Here is a 22,456-nt window from a genome sequence, read left to right on the forward strand (position 1 = left end):
CGCATCTTGCAGCAGAAGATGAGACGGAGTATTCATTCTTGTAGTTCAAGCTAAATGACTAAGTAGAATCCCATGAGCTCTTATGAGTTGCAGCCATTAAGTAATGGCCAAGCTTCAAAAGAAACGTCTTCGTAGTCAATGGTAGAAACTGCTAATAAATCATCCAATACTGCGTATACGGTTGTTTGCATGAACAGCTTTACGGCTTCAAGTAGATTTTGGCTTTGCCGAGCTTTTGAATTGCTACATTCAAACTTCAAATGTATCAAGCTGCCTAGCTTAGAAAGCTAGTTGTATATCTACTCTGTGTCTGCTTACGCCTATTTCCTTGATCCAATCCAAAAAAAAGACTTTTTCAATTCAAGAGAGAAAGGGTCCGTTATTGTTATTCACCTTTTTGACTCAGGGATGTGCAAGTGGGATGTGCAAGTGCGATGTGCAAGTGGTTAATTCTAGATCCAATACCAAATACATCTATAAATCCAAAAAGCTCATGGACATAAAATCGTCCAGCATGAAGTTACCGTCGTGATTGACTTGTTGCCAATCATCAATAAATGACAGCCTCATATCAAGCGAATATTGTTGGATGATTACGCCCAACGATCCATGATCTGTTTAACAACCACCTGCTCCATTCCTACCTGCAAAACCACCACAAGTGGCAGAGCCAACAACACCCCTGGTAGACCCAATAAGGCGCCCAAGCTCAGTTGAGCCATCAACGCCACGGTGGGAAGCAGGTTGACCGTACGCCGCAATAACAGCGGGGTGAGCAAAAACGCCTCAAGATTCTGCAAAATCAGCCGCAATACCAGAACTTGCAGCATTAGTAGGGGTGAAACAAGCAGGGCCATGGCCAATGGCAGCAGGGAGGCGGCCGTTGGCCCAATGGTGGGGACGAAGGTCAGCAAGCCACAGACCAATGCACTCAATAGGGCCAGAGGAACCTTGAGCAGTGCAAGCCCTGCCCAAGTGAGAACAAACACGCTGCTGGCTGAGATCGTCATCCCAGCAAGCCAGCCACCAAGAGCCAAACGGCATTGATCAAGCAATTCAGCCATCTCCTGTCGCGCAGGCCGAGGCGTTGCAGCAATCACCATTTGGCGATGGGATACAGGATCTAGCGCTAGCAAGACAGCCAGCAGGCTCATCAACAACAACTGAATCAGGCTGTTGGCGGCCCCGCCTGCCACGCCAAGCAATTGCGAGCCCAAGGGTTGGATCCGATCCCAGCTGAACTGTTCGGCAAAAGACTCTTCCAGATTCATCAGTCGCGGGTTGCTGACCAGCATCGATTTCAGCTTGGTCACCAGGGTGGGTATGAGGTTGCCCAACTCTTGAACCTGGGTGATCAACTCAGGCACCAGCAGCTGGAAAACCAAGGCACCGCCAAGCAGCAGCACCACCAGCACCACTGCTAGCGAAAGGGGACGAGGCCAGGAGAGGCGGTCCTGAAGTTTCTCAATTAGGACATCAAGTGCTACTGCTAATACCACTGCTCCAAAGAGCACTAACAACACCCAACGCAGCTGCCAGGTGAGCAAAGCCAGCACCACCAGAGTGAGTGCGACAAGAAGGGTGCGGGCATTCATGGCGCGAATCGCTTTTTCTTCCAGGGATCAAGCAAATCGTGGATGACCACCTCGCGAATCAACACTTGCAGCACGACGGCGAGTGGTAGCGCCAACAGCAGGCCAAGAGGACCAAACACCACTGTGAAGACAAACTGGGCTGTGAGAGTCAGCCCGGGCAACAATTTCACCTGGTGATGCATCACTGATGGAGTGATCACATAACTTTCCAGGTTCTGAATCACCACATAGAGCCCAAGCACAGCGACTGCTTTCCAGGGTGCATCAAGTAGCGCTACCGACATCGGAAAGATCGTGCTCAAGGTAGGCCCTACATTTGGGATCACGTTGAGCATCCCAGCAAGCAAGGCATTCGCCATCACCAGCTTGATCCCAAGTAGTGAAAGGCCGATTGCGGCTAGCAGGGCCACACAAAAGGAACTGATCAGTACACCCACCATCCAGCTGCTCAGCGCATCTCCGCATTGGCTCAGGATCGAGCGGGCTCGTCGCCTATAAAACGAAGGCAATAACGAGATAGCTACATCTCTGTATGCCGTCGGTTGCACCGCCACCATCAAGCTCATTGCCAACACAAACAGGAGTTGCACCAAGCCGCTGCCGAGGTTGCCTGCAAGGCCCAGAAGGCCTTGCAGGCCTTCCCTCACTCCTGAGGCCAAGCTTGCACCATCTGGTAATGCGTTTAACCCATTTGCAAACAGCTGTTCTTCCCAGCCACCCTTGGTGTTGTCAACTCCGTAGACCATTGCAGAGGTTTGGTTGATGGCGCCGATGGCCAGCTTCCAGAGTTCCTTCGCTGCTGAAGGAAGTTGTAAAAGCAATTGGTGGAATTGCTCTGTAAAAGGAGGAACCACAATTGCTGTGGCAGTGCCAACAACAAGGGCAAGAGCGACCAAGCAGATCAGTAAAGCCATGCTGCGAGGCATGGGTTTCCTTGTGCGCAGCTCACCCACCAGAGTGCAGAGAGCCATGGCAAGAACAATGCCTGCAAAGAGATGGATCAGCACCTCTCTAAGGCTCCAAAACAGCACACCCGTTGCCATCAGTGCAGCCAGAGCGAGCCATTGGGAGAATTTCACCCGTGTTCAGGCAGCCAGCCTTTGCATTCTCCCCTTAGTTTTGGGAGTAGCCCAGACCGTTGCAAGCTGCATAGCGTTTAGCAAATCGCATGAAGCGTTCAAAATCCGCTTCTGATTTCCAGATGTAGGTGACTTCAAGTGCGCTTGGTTTGCCATTCACAAAACGTGCATTCACCTCACGTGTCACGAGTTCGCCTTCTTCGTCGATCATGAACATGCCGGTGATGCCTGCCCATGTTTCCGGGGCCATGATCTCTGGCTGATCAAAGACAAAAAGAGCTCTGCCGGTACGGCCGTCACTACTGCGTGTGAGTTTGATGTCGGGAACGACAGGTTCATCAACACCACGTGTGAACTGAATTGCCGCAGTTTTGTTCGCGTTAGCCATTGATCTCTACGACAAGATATGGATCTTACGTTGAGTTCATAACCAGCTGTGGCTTGGGGCTTGATCTGACAAGCTCTCGTTCAATCAACATCTCAGCGGCTTTGGTTGTGTTCAGTCCGCAAAGATCCACGCTTTGTCTTTGAGGGGTCCTGCTTAGTTCGTAGTCATAGCAACGGTCGTAGTAATCCAACATGGCGCGACAGGCTTGGTCCCAGTTCTCAAGAGCGATTGCATCCAAGGCCTGTCGTGTTCGCTGTGGGCCTAAACGGCGGCTGATGCGTTGGGTCGCTTCCTGCAAAGACTCACGGCCATGCTGGCCATACACATCAACCAGTTGAGCAACCCGTTCATCAAGTGAACGGTTGATCTCCAGCACTGGTGCCATTTGCATCTGATGGAAAAGTGCTCGGGGGATTCTGCAGCGACCCACCTGTGAACTTTCCGCTTCCAGCCAGATTTCATCTGCAGAACTGTTTTGACAGCGCTGTAAACATTCGGCAAGGAGATTTTCGTAATGTTCAGTGCTTGGTTGTGGTGGTAAGCCCAACCCACCAAAGCTGCTGCCCCGATGGTTTGCCAAACCTTCAAGGTTGACGACAGCGACCCCTCGTTGTGCCATGGCAATGAGCAGATCAGTCTTGCCCGTGCCTGTTCTGCCACCGAGTAATCGCAAAGGCCAGGTTTGCTCAAATTGTTGCAGCACCCATCGCCGATAGCTCTTGTATCCACCCTCCAGAAGCACAGGCTTGAGATCCACAAGACCCGCTAGCCAAGCAACACTCGCAGAGCGCATGCCTCCTCGCCAGCAGTAAATGCGTAGATCAGATGCAGAGGTGTCTTTTGATTCAGTGGTTGGATCTCTGCTGATTTTCACCAGGGCTTCAGCAAGCCCTGACAGTTTTGGGCCTGTGAACTCAAGACCCAGCTTGATCGCTTGCTGACGACCTTTTTTTTTGTAAGTGATGCCGACCGCTGCCCGTTGCTCATCGCTGAAGAGAGCAAGGTTGATCGCACCTGGCCAATGTCCCTTATTGAATTCAGCTGGGCTGCGAACGTCCACAACAGGACCATTGGCCTGACGGAATCTTTCGATCGAGTAAGGAGTATGGGTACCCATTCCTGACATAGTGGGCCAGCGGCGAGCCAGAAGAGCCGGTTTCGATCCATGATCTCCGGTCCCACCCCCTCCACCAACCAGAGCGTTGAAGAACTACTGGAACGATTCACCAGTGGTTCAAAGCGTCAACGGCTCAGCTTGGTGACAACGATTGAAGAACGGGCAGAAGAGCTGGCTGCATTAGCTCAAGCAGCTCTTGCCTCTTTTGACCCAGAGGGAGACGACTGGGCTGCAGGATGGATTCTGCAGGTTTTTCAGCGTCATCAGTCGCAGGTTTTGCCCAGCCTGTTGAGCAGTGAGTCGAGTGGCTGGTTCTCGACCCCATCAGCAGTTGGGATCGACTATGAGCCTTTGCAACGCGAGCTACTAGCCGAAAACTTTGAGGAGGCTGATCGCTTCACCAGTGCAACGCTGCGCAAGCTCGCAGGACCTGGAGCCGAGCAGCGCGGTTATGTGTACTTCAGTGAGGTGCATGCGATCAATGGCCTCGACCTGGTCACAATCGATCGTCTCTGGACTGCCTATTCACAAGGAAGGTTTGGGTTTACGACCCAAGCGCGCTTGCTGAATGCTCTCGATGGCAGGTATCACAGCCTTTGGGCTCGTATTGGATGGAAACAGGATGGAACATGGACACGTTATCCAGGCTCCTTTACCTGGTCTCTCTCTGCCCCTGAGGGGCATATGCCTTTAATTAATCAGCTACGTGGTGTGCGCTTAATGGATGCGGTGCTGCATCATCCATCACTTGCAGCCCGCCGTTAGAGCAGATTTCAGCTTGAGGCACCGGCCTAGAGCACGCGAACGGTTATGGTCAAAAAAGGTCTGAATGGTCCTGATGCCTTCCTGGTCACGGGCAGCTTCTAGGCTTTTATTCAGCGTTAGCCCCCAGGGGGTGGCCCCGCTGTTTCGTTGGGCTGATTTCATTCTTCCTTCAACCCTGCAGCTCACTCCTTTGCTGGAGATCCTGCTTGAACCTGTTGCCTGTCAGGACACCAGCTATCGCCTACAGCTGGGATTGCAGGAGGCCTTGGTGAATGCAGTGCAACATGGCAATTGCGGTGATCCAGGTAAAACTTTGCGAGTTCGTCGAATCTTTACGCCTAACTGGATGATTTGGCAGATCCAGGATGAAGGGATCGGTGTACCGCTCAATGCTCGAGTTGGTTGCCTTCCAGCTCAACTTGAAGCCAATAGTGGACGTGGAATGTTTTTGATTTATCAGTGTTTTGATGATGTGCGCTGGAGCCAGCGTGGCAATCGCTTGCAGCTCGCTTGTCGTCGACCGAAATCGCAAAATGATAGCATTTAAGAAATAATTCATATCATATTAAATTGTTTTTGCTTGTATTTAAGTACCTGAATTAAAAATAATTACTCCCACTCAGCCCTTAAATTGACAATATAGTAGCCTTCTAATCTATTTTGATAAATACAAGTTAATTCAGTAGTGCTTAAGCAAGAGGGTAGTTTGTTTCTGATAACATTATTTCTCCAAGTTCAATCCGCTTGCCACCAGGATTAACAACTGGTATATCCAAGATAACAGCATCTGCACTTATGATATTTTGGACTTGAATATATTGGTCATTAGGTTCATAAACAAAAGTCGTTGGGAATCTATAATTCGTATTGATTTGTGCGATCTTAAACTCGGATCCAGTCGGTGGAAATGGTGCTTTTAAGCCGATACCAGCGCCAATCTTTGGGATCAATCCCGCACTAAATTCAAGGCCAGTCACTGGATCAGATTCGCCTATAACTGATACAGATCCCTCGAGAGCATTTTTTTGCTGACCAGCACTCATGCCACCTAATAAGCTCATGCTCAGTCTTGCGACGAAGTCCTGATTGAAATTAAACTCAACCTTTTTACTCTTCATTTCATCGCCGATTGTTATATCTGATTTAAAATTTAAGGCAAATGTTCCATTGGTGCTAACACCTGGAAAACCAGTTGGAAAATCAATGCCCATACTTGGAATTATGGTTGTCTCGCCCAAATTAAATGTTCCGGTTTCTTCGCCTATCTCTAAAATCATTTTTCCACCCCAATTCATTCCAACATCGATGTATACTTTGACATCATTAAGTTGATCCTTCCATTTTTTGGGGTTAAGCGAAAAACTGGGGAAACTATAGTTGTAATCGCCAACATACGGCTTGAAATCAAGCCCCTCAAAAGAGATGTATGAATCAGAATCTCCTAATTTAAATTTTAAATCATCCCACCCGGAAACTGAGCCTACTAAATCATTGTTATCATAAATATTATCTATTAAATCTTCTGTATTTACCCTTTCGTGCGTCCCAAGCAGGGACATTGTATCAACTAAAACTTTCTTTCCCTCGTCACCAATGCTTACGTAGTAGTCATTATCGCTATTTACAAATTCTGCATATAGCGACTCATAATAGCTAGACATGATTGGGCTTGTGAAATTCTTTCAACGATTATAGTCTTAATGACTGCCCATCGCTCGTAGGATTTAAAATACGTAAAATAATCATAGATTTTCAATACATTTGTCAAAGCCTGAGCGGTATGCCTTGGCTCGACTATTAGAAAATTAGAAAGGCAATCAATCATTTCTCCGATGATCAATCATAGCTCATGCGCTCTTTGTCTTGTGAACTGATTGATCGGACTACCTTTGTGACTTGATCAGCATTGACTGTTTTGATTACACCAGTATCAATACAAGCGACCTGAAATAGAGACGGGTCAGGGCCTCTAGCTCCAGAGACAATATGAATCACTTCTCCCATCCACCAACTCTCAGGCGCATGCCGTTGATTGTCTTGAACAATCACCACATCTCCACAAGCAACAGCAAGGAAGATTGATTCCTCTGGCAAAAAGCCTGGACCTACTTCTGTTGCCCTCGCTAGCGACGCCAACCTGCCCCATGCCAGTACATCTGTTCTAGCATGGGTATCGCGCTTTGTCTGGTTGAGTGATTGCGGGTTGCTTCGATTGCCGCAGGCCCAGCCATCGGCCTGAATGGGAATTGCTGATGAAAGTTTGAGGGTGAAGCCGGACCATTGCTGCAAAGGCCATTCCTGTTGCAACAACTGTCTTAATCCCTGCCGCAACCAGGAGCTTTCAGTTCGCGCCTTAGCCAACGCAGGCTTTGATCGGTAAGGGCCTCAACATCAGAGCGTTCTCCACCTTGAAGCAGCTGGACTAAGGCTCCAGCAAGAAGCTCTGCAGCTCTGCGGTCGGCATCTCCTTTTTGTTGATGCCAGTTGTGATCATTGAGGCTTAATTGAGCATGAAGATCCATGGCCTGGCGTTGCACCTCAATTGGCCACTCAGCTTGTTTGATTCCCATCTTTATCAGCGGTTCACTTGGTCTATTTTGCTTGTGATAGTAAAAGCCGTCTGAATGGTGACACGGCCACGTCAGGTTCAACTCCGTTGGCTGCATGGACTGTCAAGGTTGGTGCTTTTGGGGCAGCGCCAGGACAGACTGAAACGATCTTCCAAGATGCTGGCAGCAAGACGGAGCAAACAGAGGAGTCAGCTCGCGCGTCAGATACTGGAAATACCTTCAGAGCAATGGTTGCGGCCTAAGTGGTCTGGCGAGTGGATTTGGCGGGCCTTGCGTTGGGGTGGACCTGGAGTTGCCCTTGGCTGGTGGCTCAGCCAGAGCGGGTAATTGCGTTTGAATTCAGATCAAACGGCTGTTAGTAGATCCTGCTCGACTACTACAAGTGACTTAGAGATATCTGGAATGGCATGCTCCAGAGGAGGCAGTGGCATCTCGCTAGGGTTTGACGTCTGTTGACCGCGCATCCAAGCATTACGAAGAGATTGCCGTCGTTGATCTTCTGCAAGGACCAGTCGGTCTGCAGCGGCTGATGGGCTTTCACCGTGAAGTAATGCCGTTCGCAGGCAAATTCCAAACCCTTGTGCCTCGACTTGCACTTTGCCTTCCATTAAGACAATTTGGAAGGTCCAGCCCTGTAACCATCGCAGTTGAAAGGGATTACTCATGTTGTCCCTTCAGGAAAAAATACACCGGATTTTGCATCTAACAAGAGCACCCTATTTGTGAGACTCGATTGAACTACCGAGTGTCAGGAAACCCGCTTAAGCGTTGTTTTGGAGCGGTTTGAAAGCAGTCCAAACTCGTGTCATGAAGTGAGACTCGGCAGCAATGCCCTCAAAACCGCTTGCTTGGAAACGTGCCTCAATGTTGTCGGAGATGTAATCGCGGTAGTACGGCTCATGAAATATCCGCCGGAAGTTCTCCATGGCAGGGATGAACTTGGGCGAGTCTTCCATTTGTACAGAATCTGCTAGGACCAGAACCCCGCCTGGTTCGAGCACGCGCCAGCATTCGTCAAGAACGTTTTGCCGCGCCGAACTCGGTAATTCGTGAAACAGGAAAACGCACGTGATGCCTTGCACACTTTGATCAGCAAACGGCAGCTGTTCAGCATTACCGCGCACCAGTTGCGCGAGTTCTCCATTGCGGCTGTTGAGCGAGCGGCTTGCCTGACGTAAATAAGCTGCTGATAGATCCAACCCCAGCAGTTCAACTTTGGGTAGGGCGCTGCGAATCTGTTGCAGGGTTCGACCGGTTCCGGTTGCGACATCCAACACCCGAAGACTGGCGGAGCTGCGGCTTTGGAAGCGTTTCAGCCCGCGCTTGAGAGGCGCTAAAACCCTGCGCCGCATGGAGTCTGCAGTGCCGTTAAAGAGAATCTCTACCTGCAGGTCATAAAGTTCTGCAGAGTGGTCGCTTAGATAGCCATCGGTTTGATGATGAAAGTTTTGCAGGTAGTAATCGGGATAGATCTCTGAATCGACATCGTTTGGCAGATCATGAATATTGCGTGCCTTGCGCCGCTGCCATGTCGAGGGAAGATCTAACCAGACCAAGGGGTAACGGCTCGCCCATTCCAACCACGGAGCTTCAAAGAGCTGCGTTTTTGGATAAATGCCTTGTTCAGCTTCATGCCAGTCAAGTTGCTCGAGAGCTGACATTGAGCTGCGCAGCTCCATCAGCAATTCTCGCGGGATCGGTTCAATGCTTGGCATCGCATCAGGTGCCAGCAATTCCATCAGCTTGGTGCTCAATTCCTTGTGGGCCAGGCCCGCAAGAGTCTTGCTCTGCTGCAGGGTTTGATAAGCGAACTTGGTGAGGCTTGGCTGCGCCATGAACCTGATTTGGGTGTGCTCTATGTCAGCGGATCAGCCTTGCAATTGCTGAGATCTCAGATTATAAGCCTTGCCTATTCAATTAAGGATCTATCACAATGCATATGAAATGCTTCGCGAAGCTTTCGCTTGTGATTGCTTTAAGCTTAATTTCTTGTTGATTAATCCAACAGATCAGGATCCAGTTACGAAGAATGACCAATGGCTAAAGGCCTAATCGTAAGGATGTTTCGTATTAATCAATGGAAGCATCTATTGATTTGTTGCTAATCAATTGACCTTTGCGATTGATGCTATTAGAAAGAATATTGGCGATCTAAATGCATCTTAAAGGCACAGGCCTTAATATTAAAGAATAATGTAAGTCAAAGGCTATATCAATGATGTCTGTGAAGCATTGCAGTGAATATCTTTGTAAGCTTATATAGAGCATTCGGTCGATATTAGAAGGAATGAAGAGATGAGCCAAATCGCGAAAGTTTCTTTGGTTAGATCAGTTTAAATTGCTACTCGTCCACAATTTTATAGCCAGGGACGCTCGTCTGCAGTTTGATTATTGAGCACTCCATCAGCCTGCTGAAGGTCTTTACTTTCTAAAGCCTGAGCTTGTTTTTTGAGGTTGTCCACTGTGATAGAGAATCCAGCTTCTTTGGCAAGCACCACAAACCAATGAGTGTCAACACGTTGTGCTTCAAGCTTCTGCTGAAGCACCGGATCTGATGCGACTTTGGAAAGCAACGCTTTAAGATCCTCCTCTGGCATGCTGATCAAAGAATGAAGAAGACAATGATTTTACTATAAATGGCAAATACTCTCGAAGAGAATCATATAAGTTGTTCATGTTTACAGAGAATTTTGCTATTGATATCTTGCTTGGCTGGCCGATGTGCTTAGAAATAGTGCAAACCTGCTTTGCTTAGGTTCCTGCGAAGCTCTGTCATTGAGCTTTTGTGGAGTTCATCCCTTTTTCAATGCTGAAGGCTGTCCTGAAATAGGTCTCCTTGAATGAAAGAACACCATTGGGGCTGATTTCCTATTCTTGTGGTTGCATGAGAAACGTTTGCGGTTAGGCGCTTGTGGATCTTGTGGCTAACCATTCTCGCGCATTGAGAAATTGGCTGAGGTGATGCATCCGACCAATCTTCAGCTTTGAAGGTGGCATATGGAGACGAAACAGGCGCCATGAATTGAAAGCGATACATATGTACTAGCATGCCGGTATCGCCTTGTCAACTCCAGCTGTCACTGCGCTCTCAAGCCAGATCTGAATGGCTACGCCAGCCCATCGGTGCAGAACCCGCCCTTGCTGATTTCGTGAGAGAGGCCATCTCTTGCAGAGGGGGTTCCCACGGGCCCCATGGATCAAGCTGGCAAGTCAGATCGGCAGTTGACTGGCTAATACCTTTGAGGATTAAAACCTACTTGAGCTGCTAAGCCGAAATAGAAATCATCTAAGGGAACCTTTTAGCTGCCTTGCACAACGATGAATGCAGCGGCATAGGCTGAAAATGCCATTGCTATCTATGCCTTCTTCCTGCTCAACTTAATGATCTCAACCCGAACTAATCACCGCGATTGCAGATAACATTAGTTTCTCTTCATTGAGGATCGCTAAAGTGTACTCTGCAGCGATAACGAGTTTTGCCAAGCCCGGCTTCGATTGTGGTGCACTTCTCCCCGCTGATCGTTGTATCTGCATGTATTTCCAGCCAGGCTCGCTCGATGGCGTTGTTCTGACTCCAACTGATTCAGCGGTAATACTGCCGGCCCAACTCAATGGGAAAACGAGCATACTGATGGGAAAATAGTTGACAACAGTGGAGCCTTCATAGTGAGATTAAAGGTTGCAAAATTAGTCTTTTGATTGAGGAAATTATTCCTTTTCTTAGCTCGCCAACACGAATTCTAAGTAGTATCAATAACCTCGCGAAGAGATCATCCAAGCCTTAATCTTTGCATCATTCAATTGGCTCTTTAATGTTGCGGCCAGCATCTGAACGCCGCCGCGAGACCCCATATCGGCGCCAAAGCGAAGGACTGCAAAACAGCACAATCACAGCAAGGCAGTGATGGCGAACAGCAAAAATCAACTGTGTAAAGGTGAAATGCTCCCAGAGCAAGAGAAACTCTGTTCGTAAATCCCAGAGAGACAGACCCAAAAGAAGAAGTGGCAACCAACGATCGCCAGATAGGCCACGGGAGCGTGCCGTTTCAGCCATCTGAAATCGTATCTCCTCCCTCAAGTGGAGGCTGGGAGGAAGACAACGGCGGTTGTGGAGCAGCAGCAGGGGCTGATAAAGGCCCTGCCGGAGGACCACTGCCTTGCCAGAGGCTCAACAATGAAGGGGCTAGAGCAATACTCGACCAGCTACCAACCACCACTCCAAGAGCAAGTGCAACCGCAAACCAGTAGAGCGTTGCACCGCCAAAGAGGATCAGAGCGAGCAAAGGCAGCAGGGTCGTACCGCTGGTGTAGAGGGTCCTTGTGAGGGTCGCGGATACGGCACGATCAACCTGTTCCGTCAGTGGCAGTGAGTTGTCTTCGCGACTGCGCTCACGAATCCGGTCAAAGACCACCACAGTGTCATTGACCGAGTAGCCGGCAATGGTGAGCAGCGCTACCGCGAAGAGGCTATCCACCTCAAGCGTTATCAACAGGCCCAGCCAAGCGAATATCCCACAAACAATGATCACGTCATGGGCAAGGGCCACAAGGGCCAGAAGGGCATATCGACGGTCGTAACGGAGGCTGATGTAGATAGCGATTCCCGTGAACGCCACCAAAAGAGAAATCAAGCTGCTGCGTAGCAATTGGCCTCCCAGGCTTGGGCCAATGGTGTCGACCGATTGACCACCACTCTGAAACGGACCCGCTACAGGATCCATTGCCTTGATGACAGCTTGCCCCTGAGCAGCAGAGAGGAAGGGCAACCTCAAGACCAGAGACTGACCCCCATCAAGAAGCTGAACCCTGGCTCGTGAGAGGTTTGGCGCAACCTTGTCTTTGTCAGCGGGTAACTCAAGAGCCCCCAAAACCTCTTCAACACTTGTGGTTTTCAGCGACTGACAGCTCTTGCTACAGCTGCGCTCCAGCTGGATTTGAGTTCCACCAGTGAAGTCAAGTCCTGGACGAAGGGGAGCACCAATCGAAGGGTTCAGCCAGCAGAGGATCAAGCCCACCAAACTCAAAACCACAAACAGGCCTGAGATTCCCCAAACTCGTCGTCGTTGACGACAAAGTTCAAATCTCAGTGGGCGTTGACGAGTTCCTGAAGATGATGAAACAGCCATGGATCAGGCGAGAGAAGAAGGCAACTGTTTGGCAGGCAAAAAGTTGGTAGGTCGCCTCAAAGCCTGATAGCCCATCAAAAAACGCAGCAGAGTGCGAGTGCAGCTCAATGCCGTAAACAAACTGAGCACAACACCGATGCCGAGGGTGGCGGCAAAACCTTTAACCAAACCCGTACCCAGAAAAAAGAGCGCTGCGCAACTAATCAGAGTGGTGAGATGGCCGTCAACGATCGACGACAAAGCCTGGGAAAATCCAGTCTCGATCGAGCGAATCAAGGTGTTTCCACGCCGCAATTCATCTTTGACACGCTCAAAGATCAGCACATTGGCATCCACTGCCATGCCAATACTGAGGATGAAACCCGCAATCCCAGGCAGGGTAAGGATGACAGGAATCAGAGCATACATAGCGAGATTGAACAGGGCATAAAGACTCAATGCCAACACCGCCACCAAGCCCGCAAGGCGATAAGCCACCACCATGAAAACAGCCACCAAGGCGAGACCAGAGAGCGCTGCGATCAAGCTGCGGCGAATGTTTTCAGCACCAAGGGTGGGACCAATGGTTCGAACCTCGAGAATTTCTACTGGTAATGGCAACGAACCACCTCGTAACTGAACTTCCAGGTCGCGGGCATCTTCAGCATTGAAATTACCGCTGATCGTGGCCGCACCACCAGTAATGCCAGCGGCTCTGAACTGTTCCCCGACGCTGGCTTCACTGATCGACCTTCCATCAAGAACGATGCCAAGTAGACGACCTGTGCCAGCAATTGATTGTGTTAGCTCGGCGAATTGATCTCCGCCTTCTCGGTTGAAGCTAAGTGTCACCTCCCAGCTGTCAGGAACGTTCTGCTGTTGCTGACGCCCAGCTGTGACCAGATCCTTCCCGGTTAAGGACGTGGGCTCGAAGAGTTCAGCGATCTTGATGCTGACTTTCTCATTCAACTGTTCCAGCTGCTCGACCTCACTGCCAACACTGCCTTGCAAACCAAAGGCCTGCTGCGCTTCAACAAGTTGCTGTTTGTCGAGTTCATCATCAGAGGGAGACTCTCCGGATATCGCACGCTCCTGCTTGGACTTGAGAATGCTCTCTACCTGTCGTTTTAGGCGCTGAAGGCCGCGAACCTCCTGTTCTGTGCCAGGTTTTTGAGCTCGAAACTCAAGTAAGGCCGTCTCGCCAAGCACCTTGGCAGCCCTGGTGGGATCCTGTTCTCCTGGAAGCTGCAACACCAGTTGATCGTCACCAATGGTCTGCAGGGTGGATTCGGCAACACCCAAGCCATTGACGCGACGATCCAAAACAGCTTTGACCGCCTCTAGCTGCTCCGATTTCACGCGAGTGATCTCACCAGCGGGCTGCACTTCAAGAGTGAGCTGACTGCCACCACGAAGATCAAGGCCCAACTCAAGCGGAAAGCTTGCAGTGACAGAACCTGCCGCAATGGCAAGAGCAAGAATGAGCGCAAACCAGCCTTGTTGACGTGCCATCAATCAAAGCCCCTTAAGAACAATCTGCTTAGCCGCTTCAACAATCTGATGAGGCTGAATGATCGTGAAATTCTCCAATTTGCCGTTATATGGAGTTGGAATGTCCTGACTGGAGAGGCGAATTGGGCGAGCATCGAGTTCGTCAAAACACTGCTCAGTAATCAGCGCAATCAACTCAGCACCAATCCCACCAGTTTTCATACACTCCTCAACCACAATCACCCGATGGGTTTTACGGATGGAGCGAACAATGGTCTCCATATCGAAGGGCTTGAGACTTATCAAATCGATCAATTCCACATCGATGCCGTCTGCCTCCAACTGTTCAACAGCCTTGAGACAGTGATGACGCATACGGGAATAGGTGAGGATCGTGACGTCTTTACCCTCACGAACCAGATCTGCTTGATCTAGGGCACAGACATAATCACCGTCTGGGAGCTCCTCAATCAGGTTGTAGAGCAGCACATGCTCGAAAAAGAGAACTGGATTGTTGTCTCGGATCGCGGCTTTCATCAAGCCCTTGGCATTGGTTGGCGTGCTGCAAGCAACGATCTTGATCCCAGGCACAGCGTGAAAATAGGCCTCAAGTCGCTGACTATGTTCAGCACCGAGTTGGCGTCCCACACCACCAGGCCCACGCACCACGGTGGGAATTGTGAAATTTCCGCCACTGGTGTAACGAAGCATTCCCATGTTGTTGGAGATCTGGTTGAAAGCAAGCAGCAGAAAACCCATGTTCATGCCCTCCACAATCGGGCGTAGGCCAGTCATGGCGGCGCCAACGGCCATACCCGTAAAACTGTTCTCGGCAATCGGTGTATCCAACACCCGCAACTCGCCATATTTCTCGTAGAGATCCTTGGTGACCTTGTAGGAGCCGCCGTATTGGCCGACATCCTCTCCCATCACACAAACATGCGAATCTCTGGCCATCTCTTCATCGATGGCATCTCGAAGAGCATTAAAGAGAAGCGTCCCTGACACGTTTTCGTTGCAATCCCGGCCATGCCGGTGGAAGAGGCCAAGCTATCTCAGCCTGAGCAGCATTAGCCTCCTGCGGCAAATGCTGAAAGCAGCAAAACGGACAGCAACAGACCAGGAGAGAGCAACAGCACCAACTGACCAAGATCGTGAGGGGTCATCTGTAGAAGTCCTGAATCGGCAATCAGGCTGTCAACCCACAAAAGCTAGGCAGCATCTGGCTCCTTGCCAGCAAACAAACTGCGAATAAACACAAGGGTTAGTCCAAAACCAATGAAGGCAAAGCTGAATGTGGCTAGAAAACACATGCCGATGATCAGGGTTTTAAACCCCGAAGCAATGCTTTGGGCAATCGCAGAGCTGTATTTAGGCGAATGAAGAGCGAAATAAGTCACTGTCTTCTGGCTCAAAATCAGGCAAAGCCAGGCAAAAAGTCCACTGGTGATCGCCCCAGAAAGAAAACTGAGCGGGCCCTTACGTGGTGTCGCAGGCGTCTCTGCCAATGTGTTGGATGACTCTGCATCTGCCTTCTCGAAAGAGCTGTTTTTGGAATCGCTCATGCTTCCAGTTTGATGCCTTCACAGCGGAACGCGCAGCACCAACTGCTTAAGCCAGCTGCGGCGAAGGCAGGCTGTTGGAGCTGAAGTGCAGCCTGAGCTGAAGCAACGTCAGCAAAAAGGGCAAAACAGCTTGGACCAGATCCACTCATCGATACTGCAAGAGAACCAGGCAAATCAGTGAGCAACTTCAAAGTGGTTTGCACAGCCGAAACTTCGGGTGCAACAACCTTCTGAAGGTCGTTGCGCAGAGGTGGCGGATCATCAGCCCGTAAAGGATTCAGCCAAGAAGATTCTCTGAGCTGCTGACGACGTTGCTCAAAATCAGATTCCTTTGAAAGATAACGACTACTGAAAAGTTCCTTACAGCGTCCATAAGCCCAGGGGGTTGAAACGCTCACTGATGGATCCTTCACCAACACCACGGCCATTGATGCTTTCATCACTTGTAGCGATTCCAACCTTTCCCCACGGCCGAAACACAATTGGCTTCCACCTGCCAGGCAAAAGGGCATGTCGGAGCCAAGCTCAGCCGCAAAACCTTCAAGTTGACCCTGAGAAAAATTGAGATTCCAGAGACCGTTTAACCCCACCAGTGTTGCTGCACCATCACTTGAGCCGCCCGCAAGACCAGCTCCAATTGGGATGCGTTTTTGCAATTCAATCGCGGCACCAAGGTCAGAGAACCCTGAGCGCTCGCGTAATAAATGCGCAGCTCGCACGATCAAATTGTCGCCAGCAGTGCTGAGGCTGGAATCATCGCAGCGAAGGCTGATGCTGCCATCAGCCGTATTGCGGAAATGAAGTTGATCAGCGAGTTCGATGCTCTGCATCACCATCGCTAGCTCATGAAAACCATCAGACCTCAGGCCAAGCACCTCAAGATGGAGATTGATCTTGGCTGGCGCCGAGACGCTAACCAGATGCCCTGAAGCAGCTGAAGGGTTAGATATGCTCATGGCTCAGGGTCTACTAGATCCGCCCGATTCAAACCCCTCGCCAATTCCACCCAAGTGGCAGGGGACAGTTCTTGGGGGCGTTGCTGAAGGCTGATGCCAAGATCATCAGCCAGAGCATTCAGTTCAGCAGCAGGAAGAACCTTGGCAAGAGTGTTGCGCAGCATCTTGCGCCTGGCCAAAAAAGCCTGACGCAGCAAAGACTCAACACGTTTGGCGAGCAGTGGCTCAAGGCGCTGTTCAGGAGCAAGAGGTTCAATCAAGATGACCTCAGAATGAACTTTCGGCGGCGGTTTAAAAGAGCGCGGCGGCACTGGGCAAACAGTTGTGCAACGAGCGAGCAACTGCAGGCGCACGCTTAGAGCACTAAAACAGCTCTGCCCGGGCAAGGCACGAATCCGTTGAGCGACTTCCTTTTGCAAAAGAAGCACAAGGCGTTGATAGGGATGATCAACAGGTCGATCCAAGCGACCGAGAAGACGCTCAAGCAGAGGACCGGTGATGTTATAGGGAATATTGGCCACCACTTTGGTCGCAGCACGGCCATCAGCAAGAGTCAATGGAACAGACAACACATCACCTTCTTGCAAGCTGAAGCGGGCTTGATCTGCAAAACGCTGCCTCAACCCAGAGACCAGATCGCGATCAAGTTCAACAGCATGAACAGCAGAGGCAGAAGAGGCCAGCAACCTTTCAGTGAGTGCTCCACGACCAGGACCTACCTCCAGCAGACGATCATCTGGTTGAACATCAGCTGCATCGAGAATCTGAGTCAACACAGCGGCATCGATTAGCCAGTGTTGAGCAAAGCGCTTGCGAGCGTGATGTCCGGAAAAGGCCATCCCTCAACTTTGCACCAATCGGTATAGAGGGCGGCGCAATTGATTGAAGATCAAAAAAAGCTGCAGACAAAACTCGGAGTCAAACTCGCTGTTCCAATCAAAAGCGGCGATAGATCCCTGATTGTTCCAAGTCTGCGCACTGCATGGATTCTTGATTGGCATCAAAACAACTCAGCTCAAACAATTGGCTTCATCTATAGACCGACAACACCCTTTCCTGCTCATCCCACCAAGACGATCAAAATGGAGTGCTTTTGGAATCCGGGCTCGATTAAACCACTAACAACATTGGCTTCACATGATTCAAGGTCTATGCACGTGGTGGCGTTGAAATCTGGGATTCATCCAACCGAAACATCGATTGGAGAGCTTCTGCTGGTTTTACCGTCCAATTCTGATTCAAGCTAAAAAAATCAACACAACCCTGTTGATCGATTGAGTTGCTTTAATTAGCAGCATCAATGTAAGGGCGTCAATTCGAATTCAATCGAGTGTGTTTCGATATTGACGGTCACATCTAATAACGACTTCAAGGAAATCTGTATTTTTATTGGTTTTTTGCAATCTATGCAGGCACAATGAAAAAGAGAGATTATTAAAGTTCTATCATCATCAACCCGATACACAGAGTGTAAAAATCATGAAACTTTGCTTGTCCCTTTTGATTCGACCTCAGCCGAACATAATCATATGTATTCACTGATATAAAATCAAACAATTCCATAAGCCAGCATTGCATCAGCAACTTTCGTAAATCCTGCAATATTGGCTCCTGTAATGTAATCAGTGTAGTTTTCGAATTTATGACTATGCTGAACACATTTGGAGTGAATTTCCAACATAATTGACTTTAAGCGTTGATCGACCTCTTCACGACTCCAAGATAGACGCAATGCATTCTGACTCTGCTCAAGGCCAGAGACTGCGACACCCCCAGCATTTGCAGCCTTGGCAGGAGCAAGTATTACTTTTGCATGACGAAATTCATGAATGCCGTCAAGATTGGTTGGCATGTTCGCACCTTCAACAACTGCTTTAACACCATTGTTGATCAGTTCCTGTGAATCTGCACGGTTAATCTCATTTTGAGTAGCACAAGGGAAGGCAATATCACAGGGAACATTCCATGGACGCTTTCCTGCGTAAAAATCAACGCCTTTGTAGTGGTTAGCAAATTCATGGATTCGCCCACGGCGAACAGTCTTTAGCTCCTTGACAAAAGCAAGCATCTCGAGATTAATGCCGTTTGGGACGTGTACAAAACCATCTGAGTCAGAAAGAGTAACAACTTTGGCTCCTAGTTCAATGGCCTTTTCAACTGCGTAGAGGGCTACGTTTCCTGAACCGGAGATGGAACATATTTTGTCAACTAGGGAGTCCTCTATATGATTGAGCATATTTTCACAGAAATAAGCACATCCGTAACCCGTCGCTTCAGTACGAACAAGACTTCCACCGAATGACAGCCCCTTGCCAGTCAAGATTCCACTAAACCGATTTTCAAGGCGCTTGTACTGACCGAACATATAACTAATTTCACGAGAACCGACTCCGATATCACCAGCAGGTACATCTGTGTCTTCACCAATATGTCTATGAAGTTCAATCATCAGAGATTGACAAAATCGCATTATCTCCCGGTCACTTTTACCTTTAGGATTAAAGTTAGATCCACCCTTCCCTCCACCCATCGGCAGACCAGTAAGACTGTTTTTAAAGGTCTGTTCAAAACCTAAAAATTTCAGGACACTCAAGGTGACATTGGGATGGAAACGTATTCCACCTTTATAAGGGCCAATGGAATTATTAAACTGTACACGCCATGCTCGATTTGTGCGGATATTGCCTGAATCATCTTCCCAGCAGACTCTGAAGATAACGACGCGGTCAGGTTCCGTCATCCGCTCCAGAATCTGTGCATCTTTGTAAACACGGTTGGAAAGAATAAAAGGGATTAGAGTTTCAACAACTTCATGGACGGCTTGATGAAACTCAGGCTCTCCAGGATTTCTCTTCATCAGACCTTTCATGAAATGATCTATCTCATGGCTAGTAGCATCAGACATCAGCTGTCCTTTATCAAGAAGTCATTTAGTATGATTTCATGGCAAGCGCCTAAAGTGACTTTAATACAGAATATTATCCAGATCAGCTTAAAAGTATGACCAAGGCATTCTCAGGAATCATGAAAAACTTGGCAATAAACAGACAACAGCCTGATCCAGTTTTACGATGCATTTTATCCGCATAGCAAACAGTTGAGGAAGTTAAGGAACTGTCAGCAATCTGTCATCAAGAGATGAAGAATACAGTTGCTTTAATCAGCAGCATCAATGTCAAGGTCGTCAATTCGAATCCAATCGAGTGTGTTTTGACTCGGCGGTAAGGGCACCAATGCCAACACCAACTCCAAGCTGTGTTCAGCGAAGTAAGGATGAGTTGCCAGCCAACATCCAATCGCACGCATCAATCGCAGCTGCTTTCCTTTGTTAAAGGCACACAATCCCCAATGATCTAATCCACGAGAACGACGAGACTTCACTTCCACAACCAGCAGCCGTTGCTGCTTCTCAAGCACAAGATCTAACTCGCCATAGCGACATGACCAACGTTGGCTCACCAACTGCCATCCGCGTCTTTGTAGGAGGCGTAACACCCGCTCTTCGCCCCAACACCCCTTCCGGGTTGAATCCATCATTTGCTGCTGCATTCACATGAGAATTCCACCCATGCATCGATGCTGTACCAATACACAAAGCAGCACGTATGAATTTAACGCAAAAAGTTCAAGAGAATGATGCCCCAATTATTGCTTATTAAAGTGATAGGTAGAATCATTACTTTACAGCTAAACTCAATATGACAGGCAAGACTAGTGATTTTTTATTGCTGACAAGGTTTAGATTGTGCTTTATTTAAAATCTATTCAATCCACTTTTTGATTCGCCGGGCGATTGCCTTGTTTGATAGAAAGGCAGCTTTGAGACGATTTCAAGAAGAACATTTTTTAGTGAATTGATTGAACGATTTGTTTTTGAAGAGTTATCTCCATTTGGGGATTTCTAAATTGAAGCGATTGAGGAATTTTGCTGGCAGCAGTGCAGAGTTAAGTCCTAATGCAAAGCAACATTAATGAACCTCAATGCTAAATTTGTAAACAAGATAAGTTGAATAACGGTATTCTTATGCTTGTTGTTATTACAGCTTTGGCTAATAAGGAAATGGTTTGCAGATGACCCTATTGATCATGCTCAAGTGATTGAGCTAAGAAGCCTTAAGCGCATGAACTGGGATGCTTCTTATGGCAGTAGAATGATAAAATATATAGAGAGAAATTCGATGGGACAGACAAATCAAATCCAGGGATCTCGATTTCGATATGTACTTCTCATCTTAATTGCTCTAATCTGGGGATCTCAGTTCTTACTTAATGATCTTGCTCTAGAAGTCTTTACTCCTCAAGCAGTTTCATGGCTTAGAGCGACGATTGGCTTCTTAACACTGAGTGGATTCTTGTCGATCTTGCCTGAAGCTCATGATAATCCGGTTTCAAAGATAAGTTATTGGCGTCAAATCATTATGATTGGCTTCTTTGAAGCAACTCTTCCTTTCTTCCTTGTTGCCTGGGGTCAGCAACATGTCAACAGTGCTATTGCCGCGATTCTGATGTCACTCGTAGCAATCTTTACTCTTATTTTAGTTGTTCTTTTTGTTCGCAGTGAGCCAGTTACGAGAGGTAAGTTTATTGGTATTGCCCTTGGTTTTGCAGGTGTTGTTGTGTTGTTATGGCCTCAGGTTAGCCAATCTCAACAAGGCAACAGCCTACTTGGAAGTGCAGCAATTTTAACCGCTGCACTGAGCTTTTCCATTAGTCTTGTATTGATTAGAACCCTGCCAGAGATGGGTACTCCGATAAAAATAGCAAGAGATATACTTCTTTGTGGTGCCATCGAGTTAGGAGCTTTACTGCTTTTGCTTGGCCAACCTTTAACACATCACCCTATCGAGAGTAATGCGGTAATAGCAATGGTTGCTCAGGGTGCTTTTGCTGGAGGTCTGGTTTATGTGTTGTATGTTCGTCTTGTAGGTCTTGCTGGAGCCACATTTGCCGGCTTCGTTAACTATCTAGTTCCTTTAGTAGGAGTTTTTCTAGGGGTTGTTTTCCTGCAGAATAAGCTTTCAGCAAGTGCCTATGCTTCTCTGTTGATTCTAGCGCTTGCAGTCTTTGCGAGTGAGTGGAAGCCAACCCGTAAATTAGTAGGTAGGCAATAATCTCAATAGTAAATCTTTGAACAGTCTTTTATTTTCTTGTATTGGCTATAGGATTTATTTTATTCGATTAACCTGATAAATTATCTACTTGGATGATTCATGGGTAAATGTTGATAGCACTCGTAGAAGCTTTTATGGGGATGCGGATGCGTAGCTCAGCAAACTTCTTTCTCAAGAGCCATCATTCCTCTACCTATGGACCTATGGTTTAACTATTTAACCCCTACCCCAATGTTCGCCCGACTACTTGGCTTTTCTGCTGCTGCCCTTCTACTTCTATTGCCATTGCAACCCAGTTGGGCAATCATGAATCATTCCCAACAGGTGTTGGTCAATGCAGATTTCTCGAACCAGGATCTGCGAGGTGACACATTTAATCTTGCCAACCTGCGAGAGGCCAATCTATCTGGGAGTGATCTAGAAGGATCCACCCTTTTTGGAGCCAAGCTTCACGATGCCAACCTCAGCAACACCAACTTGCGAGACTCCACCCTTGATTCCGCCATATTTGATGGAACTGATCTCACCAATGCAGTGCTTGAGGACGCCTTCGCCTTCAACACCCGCTTCAAAAACGTAACCATTACAGGTGCCGACTTCACCAATGTGCCCCTGCGAGGCGATGCTCTCACAACGCTTTGTGAGGTGGCGGAGGGAACCAACCCGATCACAGGTCGCAATACGGCAGACAGCCTGGGCTGCAGCTAAATACTC

General features: G+C 48.6%; 24 protein-coding genes. 5 read left to right on the top strand and 19 right to left on the bottom strand.

All coding sequences use genetic code 11. The features are described 5' to 3' along the window. Positions 1-593 precede the first annotated feature (593 nt). Genes SIB80_RS06845 through mnmH form a run of 4 tightly spaced genes read right to left on the bottom strand, consistent with a single transcriptional unit; the run spans position 594 to position 4,188 of the window. Complete coding sequence (locus SIB80_RS06845) at positions 594-1,595, bottom strand: AI-2E family transporter (protein WP_063420138.1); 1,002 nt, start codon at positions 1,593-1,595, stop codon at positions 594-596. Next, positions 1,592-2,674 (bottom strand): AI-2E family transporter, encoded by a 1,083-nt coding sequence (locus tag SIB80_RS06850; RefSeq protein WP_063420139.1) that lies wholly within the window; start codon positions 2,672-2,674, stop codon positions 1,592-1,594. Before SIB80_RS06850 ends, SIB80_RS06845 begins: the two co-directional genes overlap by 4 nt. A gap of 34 nt (positions 2,675-2,708) precedes the next feature. After that, the gene (gene psb28 / locus SIB80_RS06855; RefSeq protein ID WP_011129983.1) at positions 2,709-3,062 is read right to left on the bottom strand and encodes a photosystem II reaction center protein Psb28; all 354 of its coding nucleotides are present in this window, start codon (positions 3,060-3,062) and stop codon (positions 2,709-2,711) included. A 25-nt stretch (positions 3,063-3,087) separates the two neighbouring features. Further along, positions 3,088-4,188 carry a tRNA 2-selenouridine(34) synthase MnmH gene (mnmH, locus tag SIB80_RS06860; RefSeq protein ID WP_063420140.1) on the bottom strand — a complete coding sequence of 367 codons (1,101 nt, stop codon included), beginning with the start codon at positions 4,186-4,188 and terminating at the stop codon, positions 3,088-3,090. Between the two features lie 39 nt (positions 4,189-4,227). Between mnmH and SIB80_RS06865 the strand changes: the two genes are divergently transcribed. Both SIB80_RS06865 and SIB80_RS06870 read left to right on the top strand, forming a co-directional pair. Continuing rightward, positions 4,228-4,944: a GUN4 domain-containing protein gene (locus SIB80_RS06865; protein ID WP_063420141.1), complete on the top strand. Its 717-nt coding sequence runs from the start codon at positions 4,228-4,230 to the stop codon at positions 4,942-4,944. Between the two features lie 64 nt (positions 4,945-5,008). Then, on the top strand, positions 5,009-5,491 hold the full coding sequence (locus SIB80_RS06870; protein ID WP_169189984.1) for an ATP-binding protein: 483 nt from the start codon (positions 5,009-5,011) through the stop codon (positions 5,489-5,491). A 142-nt stretch (positions 5,492-5,633) separates the two neighbouring features. Here SIB80_RS06870 and SIB80_RS06875 read toward each other — a convergent pair whose 3' ends face one another. The 3 genes from SIB80_RS06875 to SIB80_RS06885 all read right to left on the bottom strand — a co-directional run bounded on the left by SIB80_RS06875 (position 5,634) and on the right by SIB80_RS06885 (position 7,514). Further along, the gene (locus tag SIB80_RS06875; RefSeq protein ID WP_063420142.1) at positions 5,634-6,605 is read right to left on the bottom strand and encodes a hypothetical protein; all 972 of its coding nucleotides are present in this window, start codon (positions 6,603-6,605) and stop codon (positions 5,634-5,636) included. Between the two features lie 175 nt (positions 6,606-6,780). Further along, positions 6,781-7,305, bottom strand: coding sequence for a DUF3104 domain-containing protein (locus SIB80_RS06880; protein ID WP_236066087.1), 525 nt, complete (start codon positions 7,303-7,305; stop codon positions 6,781-6,783). Next, on the bottom strand, positions 7,260-7,514 hold the full coding sequence (locus SIB80_RS06885; protein WP_011129988.1) for a DUF6439 family protein: 255 nt from the start codon (positions 7,512-7,514) through the stop codon (positions 7,260-7,262). Before SIB80_RS06885 ends, SIB80_RS06880 begins: the two co-directional genes overlap by 46 nt. Positions 7,515-7,568: 54 nt before the next feature. On the opposite strand from SIB80_RS06885, the gene SIB80_RS06890 reads away from it, so the two are divergent. Beyond that, on the top strand, positions 7,569-7,841 hold the full coding sequence (locus SIB80_RS06890; protein WP_011129989.1) for a hypothetical protein: 273 nt from the start codon (positions 7,569-7,571) through the stop codon (positions 7,839-7,841). A gap of 17 nt (positions 7,842-7,858) precedes the next feature. On the opposite strand, the gene SIB80_RS06895 is transcribed toward SIB80_RS06890, so the two are convergent. From SIB80_RS06895 to SIB80_RS06950, 12 genes are all read right to left on the bottom strand, one after another. After that, entirely contained in the window at positions 7,859-8,179 is a 321-nt protein-coding gene (locus tag SIB80_RS06895) for a hypothetical protein (RefSeq protein ID WP_011129990.1), read from the bottom strand. Between the two features lie 96 nt (positions 8,180-8,275). After that, positions 8,276-9,349, bottom strand: a complete 1,074-nt coding sequence (locus SIB80_RS06900; RefSeq protein ID WP_011129991.1) for a class I SAM-dependent methyltransferase — start codon at positions 9,347-9,349, stop codon at positions 8,276-8,278. A gap of 522 nt (positions 9,350-9,871) precedes the next feature. Beyond that, a complete protein-coding gene (locus SIB80_RS06905) occupies positions 9,872-10,111 on the bottom strand; it encodes a Nif11-like leader peptide family natural product precursor (RefSeq protein ID WP_041384951.1) in 240 nt (79 codons plus the stop codon). A 1,196-nt stretch (positions 10,112-11,307) separates the two neighbouring features. Next, positions 11,308-11,568, bottom strand: coding sequence for a hypothetical protein (locus SIB80_RS06910; RefSeq protein WP_063420144.1), 261 nt, complete (start codon positions 11,566-11,568; stop codon positions 11,308-11,310). Next, on the bottom strand, positions 11,561-12,640 hold the full coding sequence (gene secF, locus SIB80_RS06915; RefSeq protein ID WP_063420145.1) for a protein translocase subunit SecF: 1,080 nt from the start codon (positions 12,638-12,640) through the stop codon (positions 11,561-11,563). Before secF ends, SIB80_RS06910 begins: the two co-directional genes overlap by 8 nt. Before the next feature lie 3 nt (positions 12,641-12,643). Beyond that, complete coding sequence (gene secD, locus SIB80_RS06920) at positions 12,644-14,131, bottom strand: protein translocase subunit SecD (RefSeq protein WP_063415327.1); 1,488 nt, start codon at positions 14,129-14,131, stop codon at positions 12,644-12,646. A gap of 3 nt (positions 14,132-14,134) precedes the next feature. Next, positions 14,135-15,118, bottom strand: coding sequence for a pyruvate dehydrogenase complex E1 component subunit beta (locus tag SIB80_RS06925; protein ID WP_011129997.1), 984 nt, complete (start codon positions 15,116-15,118; stop codon positions 14,135-14,137). A 203-nt stretch (positions 15,119-15,321) separates the two neighbouring features. After that, positions 15,322-15,675, bottom strand: a complete 354-nt coding sequence (locus SIB80_RS06930) for a DUF3082 domain-containing protein (RefSeq protein ID WP_063420146.1) — start codon at positions 15,673-15,675, stop codon at positions 15,322-15,324. Next, positions 15,672-16,631 (bottom strand): 4-(cytidine 5'-diphospho)-2-C-methyl-D-erythritol kinase, encoded by a 960-nt coding sequence (gene ispE / locus SIB80_RS06935; protein WP_063420147.1) that lies wholly within the window; start codon positions 16,629-16,631, stop codon positions 15,672-15,674. Before ispE ends, SIB80_RS06930 begins: the two co-directional genes overlap by 4 nt. Continuing rightward, positions 16,628-17,470 carry a 16S rRNA (adenine(1518)-N(6)/adenine(1519)-N(6))-dimethyltransferase RsmA gene (rsmA, locus tag SIB80_RS06940; RefSeq protein WP_063395827.1) on the bottom strand — a complete coding sequence of 281 codons (843 nt, stop codon included), beginning with the start codon at positions 17,468-17,470 and terminating at the stop codon, positions 16,628-16,630. The genes ispE and rsmA overlap by 4 nt, the downstream gene beginning before the upstream one ends. A 710-nt stretch (positions 17,471-18,180) precedes the next feature. Continuing rightward, positions 18,181-19,536 (bottom strand): NADP-specific glutamate dehydrogenase, encoded by a 1,356-nt coding sequence (gene gdhA / locus SIB80_RS06945; protein WP_063420149.1) that lies wholly within the window; start codon positions 19,534-19,536, stop codon positions 18,181-18,183. Between the two features lie 251 nt (positions 19,537-19,787). Next, a complete protein-coding gene (locus tag SIB80_RS06950) occupies positions 19,788-20,168 on the bottom strand; it encodes a YraN family protein (protein WP_063407049.1) in 381 nt (126 codons plus the stop codon). Positions 20,169-20,659: 491 nt separating this feature from the next. Here SIB80_RS06950 and SIB80_RS06955 point away from each other — a divergent pair, with 491 nt between their 5' ends. Next, the gene (locus tag SIB80_RS06955) at positions 20,660-21,742 is read left to right on the top strand and encodes a DMT family transporter (RefSeq protein ID WP_236066089.1); all 1,083 of its coding nucleotides are present in this window, start codon (positions 20,660-20,662) and stop codon (positions 21,740-21,742) included. A 231-nt stretch (positions 21,743-21,973) separates the two neighbouring features. Next, positions 21,974-22,450: a pentapeptide repeat-containing protein gene (locus SIB80_RS06960; protein WP_063407051.1), complete on the top strand. Its 477-nt coding sequence runs from the start codon at positions 21,974-21,976 to the stop codon at positions 22,448-22,450. The last annotated feature ends 6 nt before the right edge of the window (positions 22,451-22,456 follow it).

The organism is Prochlorococcus sp. MIT 1327, assembly GCF_047304785.1.
Taxonomy (GTDB): domain Bacteria; phylum Cyanobacteriota; class Cyanobacteriia; order PCC-6307; family Cyanobiaceae; genus Prochlorococcus; species Prochlorococcus marinus_D.

What these genes read in the sequence shown, in the direction of transcription:
- SIB80_RS06905 (WP_041384951.1), bottom strand. Translation starts at nt 10,111, where the DNA reads ATGCCAGAGGAGGATCTTAAAGCGTTGCTTTCCAAAGTCGCATCAGAT.
- SIB80_RS06890 (WP_011129989.1), top strand. Translation starts at nt 7,569, where the DNA reads ATGGTGACACGGCCACGTCAGGTTCAACTCCGTTGGCTGCATGGACTG.
- secD (WP_063415327.1), bottom strand. Translation starts at nt 14,131, where the DNA reads ATGGCACGTCAACAAGGCTGGTTTGCGCTCATTCTTGCTCTTGCCATT.
- SIB80_RS06895 (WP_011129990.1), bottom strand. Translation starts at nt 8,179, where the DNA reads ATGAGTAATCCCTTTCAACTGCGATGGTTACAGGGCTGGACCTTCCAA.
- SIB80_RS06885 (WP_011129988.1), bottom strand. Translation starts at nt 7,514, where the DNA reads ATGGGAATCAAACAAGCTGAGTGGCCAATTGAGGTGCAACGCCAGGCC.
- SIB80_RS06865 (WP_063420141.1), top strand. Translation starts at nt 4,228, where the DNA reads ATGATCTCCGGTCCCACCCCCTCCACCAACCAGAGCGTTGAAGAACTA.
- SIB80_RS06960 (WP_063407051.1), top strand. Translation starts at nt 21,974, where the DNA reads ATGTTCGCCCGACTACTTGGCTTTTCTGCTGCTGCCCTTCTACTTCTA.
- SIB80_RS06910 (WP_063420144.1), bottom strand. Translation starts at nt 11,568, where the DNA reads ATGGCTGAAACGGCACGCTCCCGTGGCCTATCTGGCGATCGTTGGTTG.
- secF (WP_063420145.1), bottom strand. Translation starts at nt 12,640, where the DNA reads ATGGCTGTTTCATCATCTTCAGGAACTCGTCAACGCCCACTGAGATTT.
- mnmH (WP_063420140.1), bottom strand. Translation starts at nt 4,188, where the DNA reads ATGTCAGGAATGGGTACCCATACTCCTTACTCGATCGAAAGATTCCGT.
- gdhA (WP_063420149.1), bottom strand. Translation starts at nt 19,536, where the DNA reads ATGTCTGATGCTACTAGCCATGAGATAGATCATTTCATGAAAGGTCTG.
- psb28 (WP_011129983.1), bottom strand. Translation starts at nt 3,062, where the DNA reads ATGGCTAACGCGAACAAAACTGCGGCAATTCAGTTCACACGTGGTGTT.
- SIB80_RS06870 (WP_169189984.1), top strand. Translation starts at nt 5,009, where the DNA reads ATGGTCCTGATGCCTTCCTGGTCACGGGCAGCTTCTAGGCTTTTATTC.
- ispE (WP_063420147.1), bottom strand. Translation starts at nt 16,631, where the DNA reads ATGAGCATATCTAACCCTTCAGCTGCTTCAGGGCATCTGGTTAGCGTC.
- SIB80_RS06930 (WP_063420146.1), bottom strand. Translation starts at nt 15,675, where the DNA reads ATGAGCGATTCCAAAAACAGCTCTTTCGAGAAGGCAGATGCAGAGTCA.
- SIB80_RS06875 (WP_063420142.1), bottom strand. Translation starts at nt 6,605, where the DNA reads ATGTCTAGCTATTATGAGTCGCTATATGCAGAATTTGTAAATAGCGAT.
- SIB80_RS06950 (WP_063407049.1), bottom strand. Translation starts at nt 20,168, where the DNA reads ATGATGGATTCAACCCGGAAGGGGTGTTGGGGCGAAGAGCGGGTGTTA.
- SIB80_RS06900 (WP_011129991.1), bottom strand. Translation starts at nt 9,349, where the DNA reads ATGGCGCAGCCAAGCCTCACCAAGTTCGCTTATCAAACCCTGCAGCAG.
- SIB80_RS06845 (WP_063420138.1), bottom strand. Translation starts at nt 1,595, where the DNA reads ATGAATGCCCGCACCCTTCTTGTCGCACTCACTCTGGTGGTGCTGGCT.
- rsmA (WP_063395827.1), bottom strand. Translation starts at nt 17,470, where the DNA reads ATGGCCTTTTCCGGACATCACGCTCGCAAGCGCTTTGCTCAACACTGG.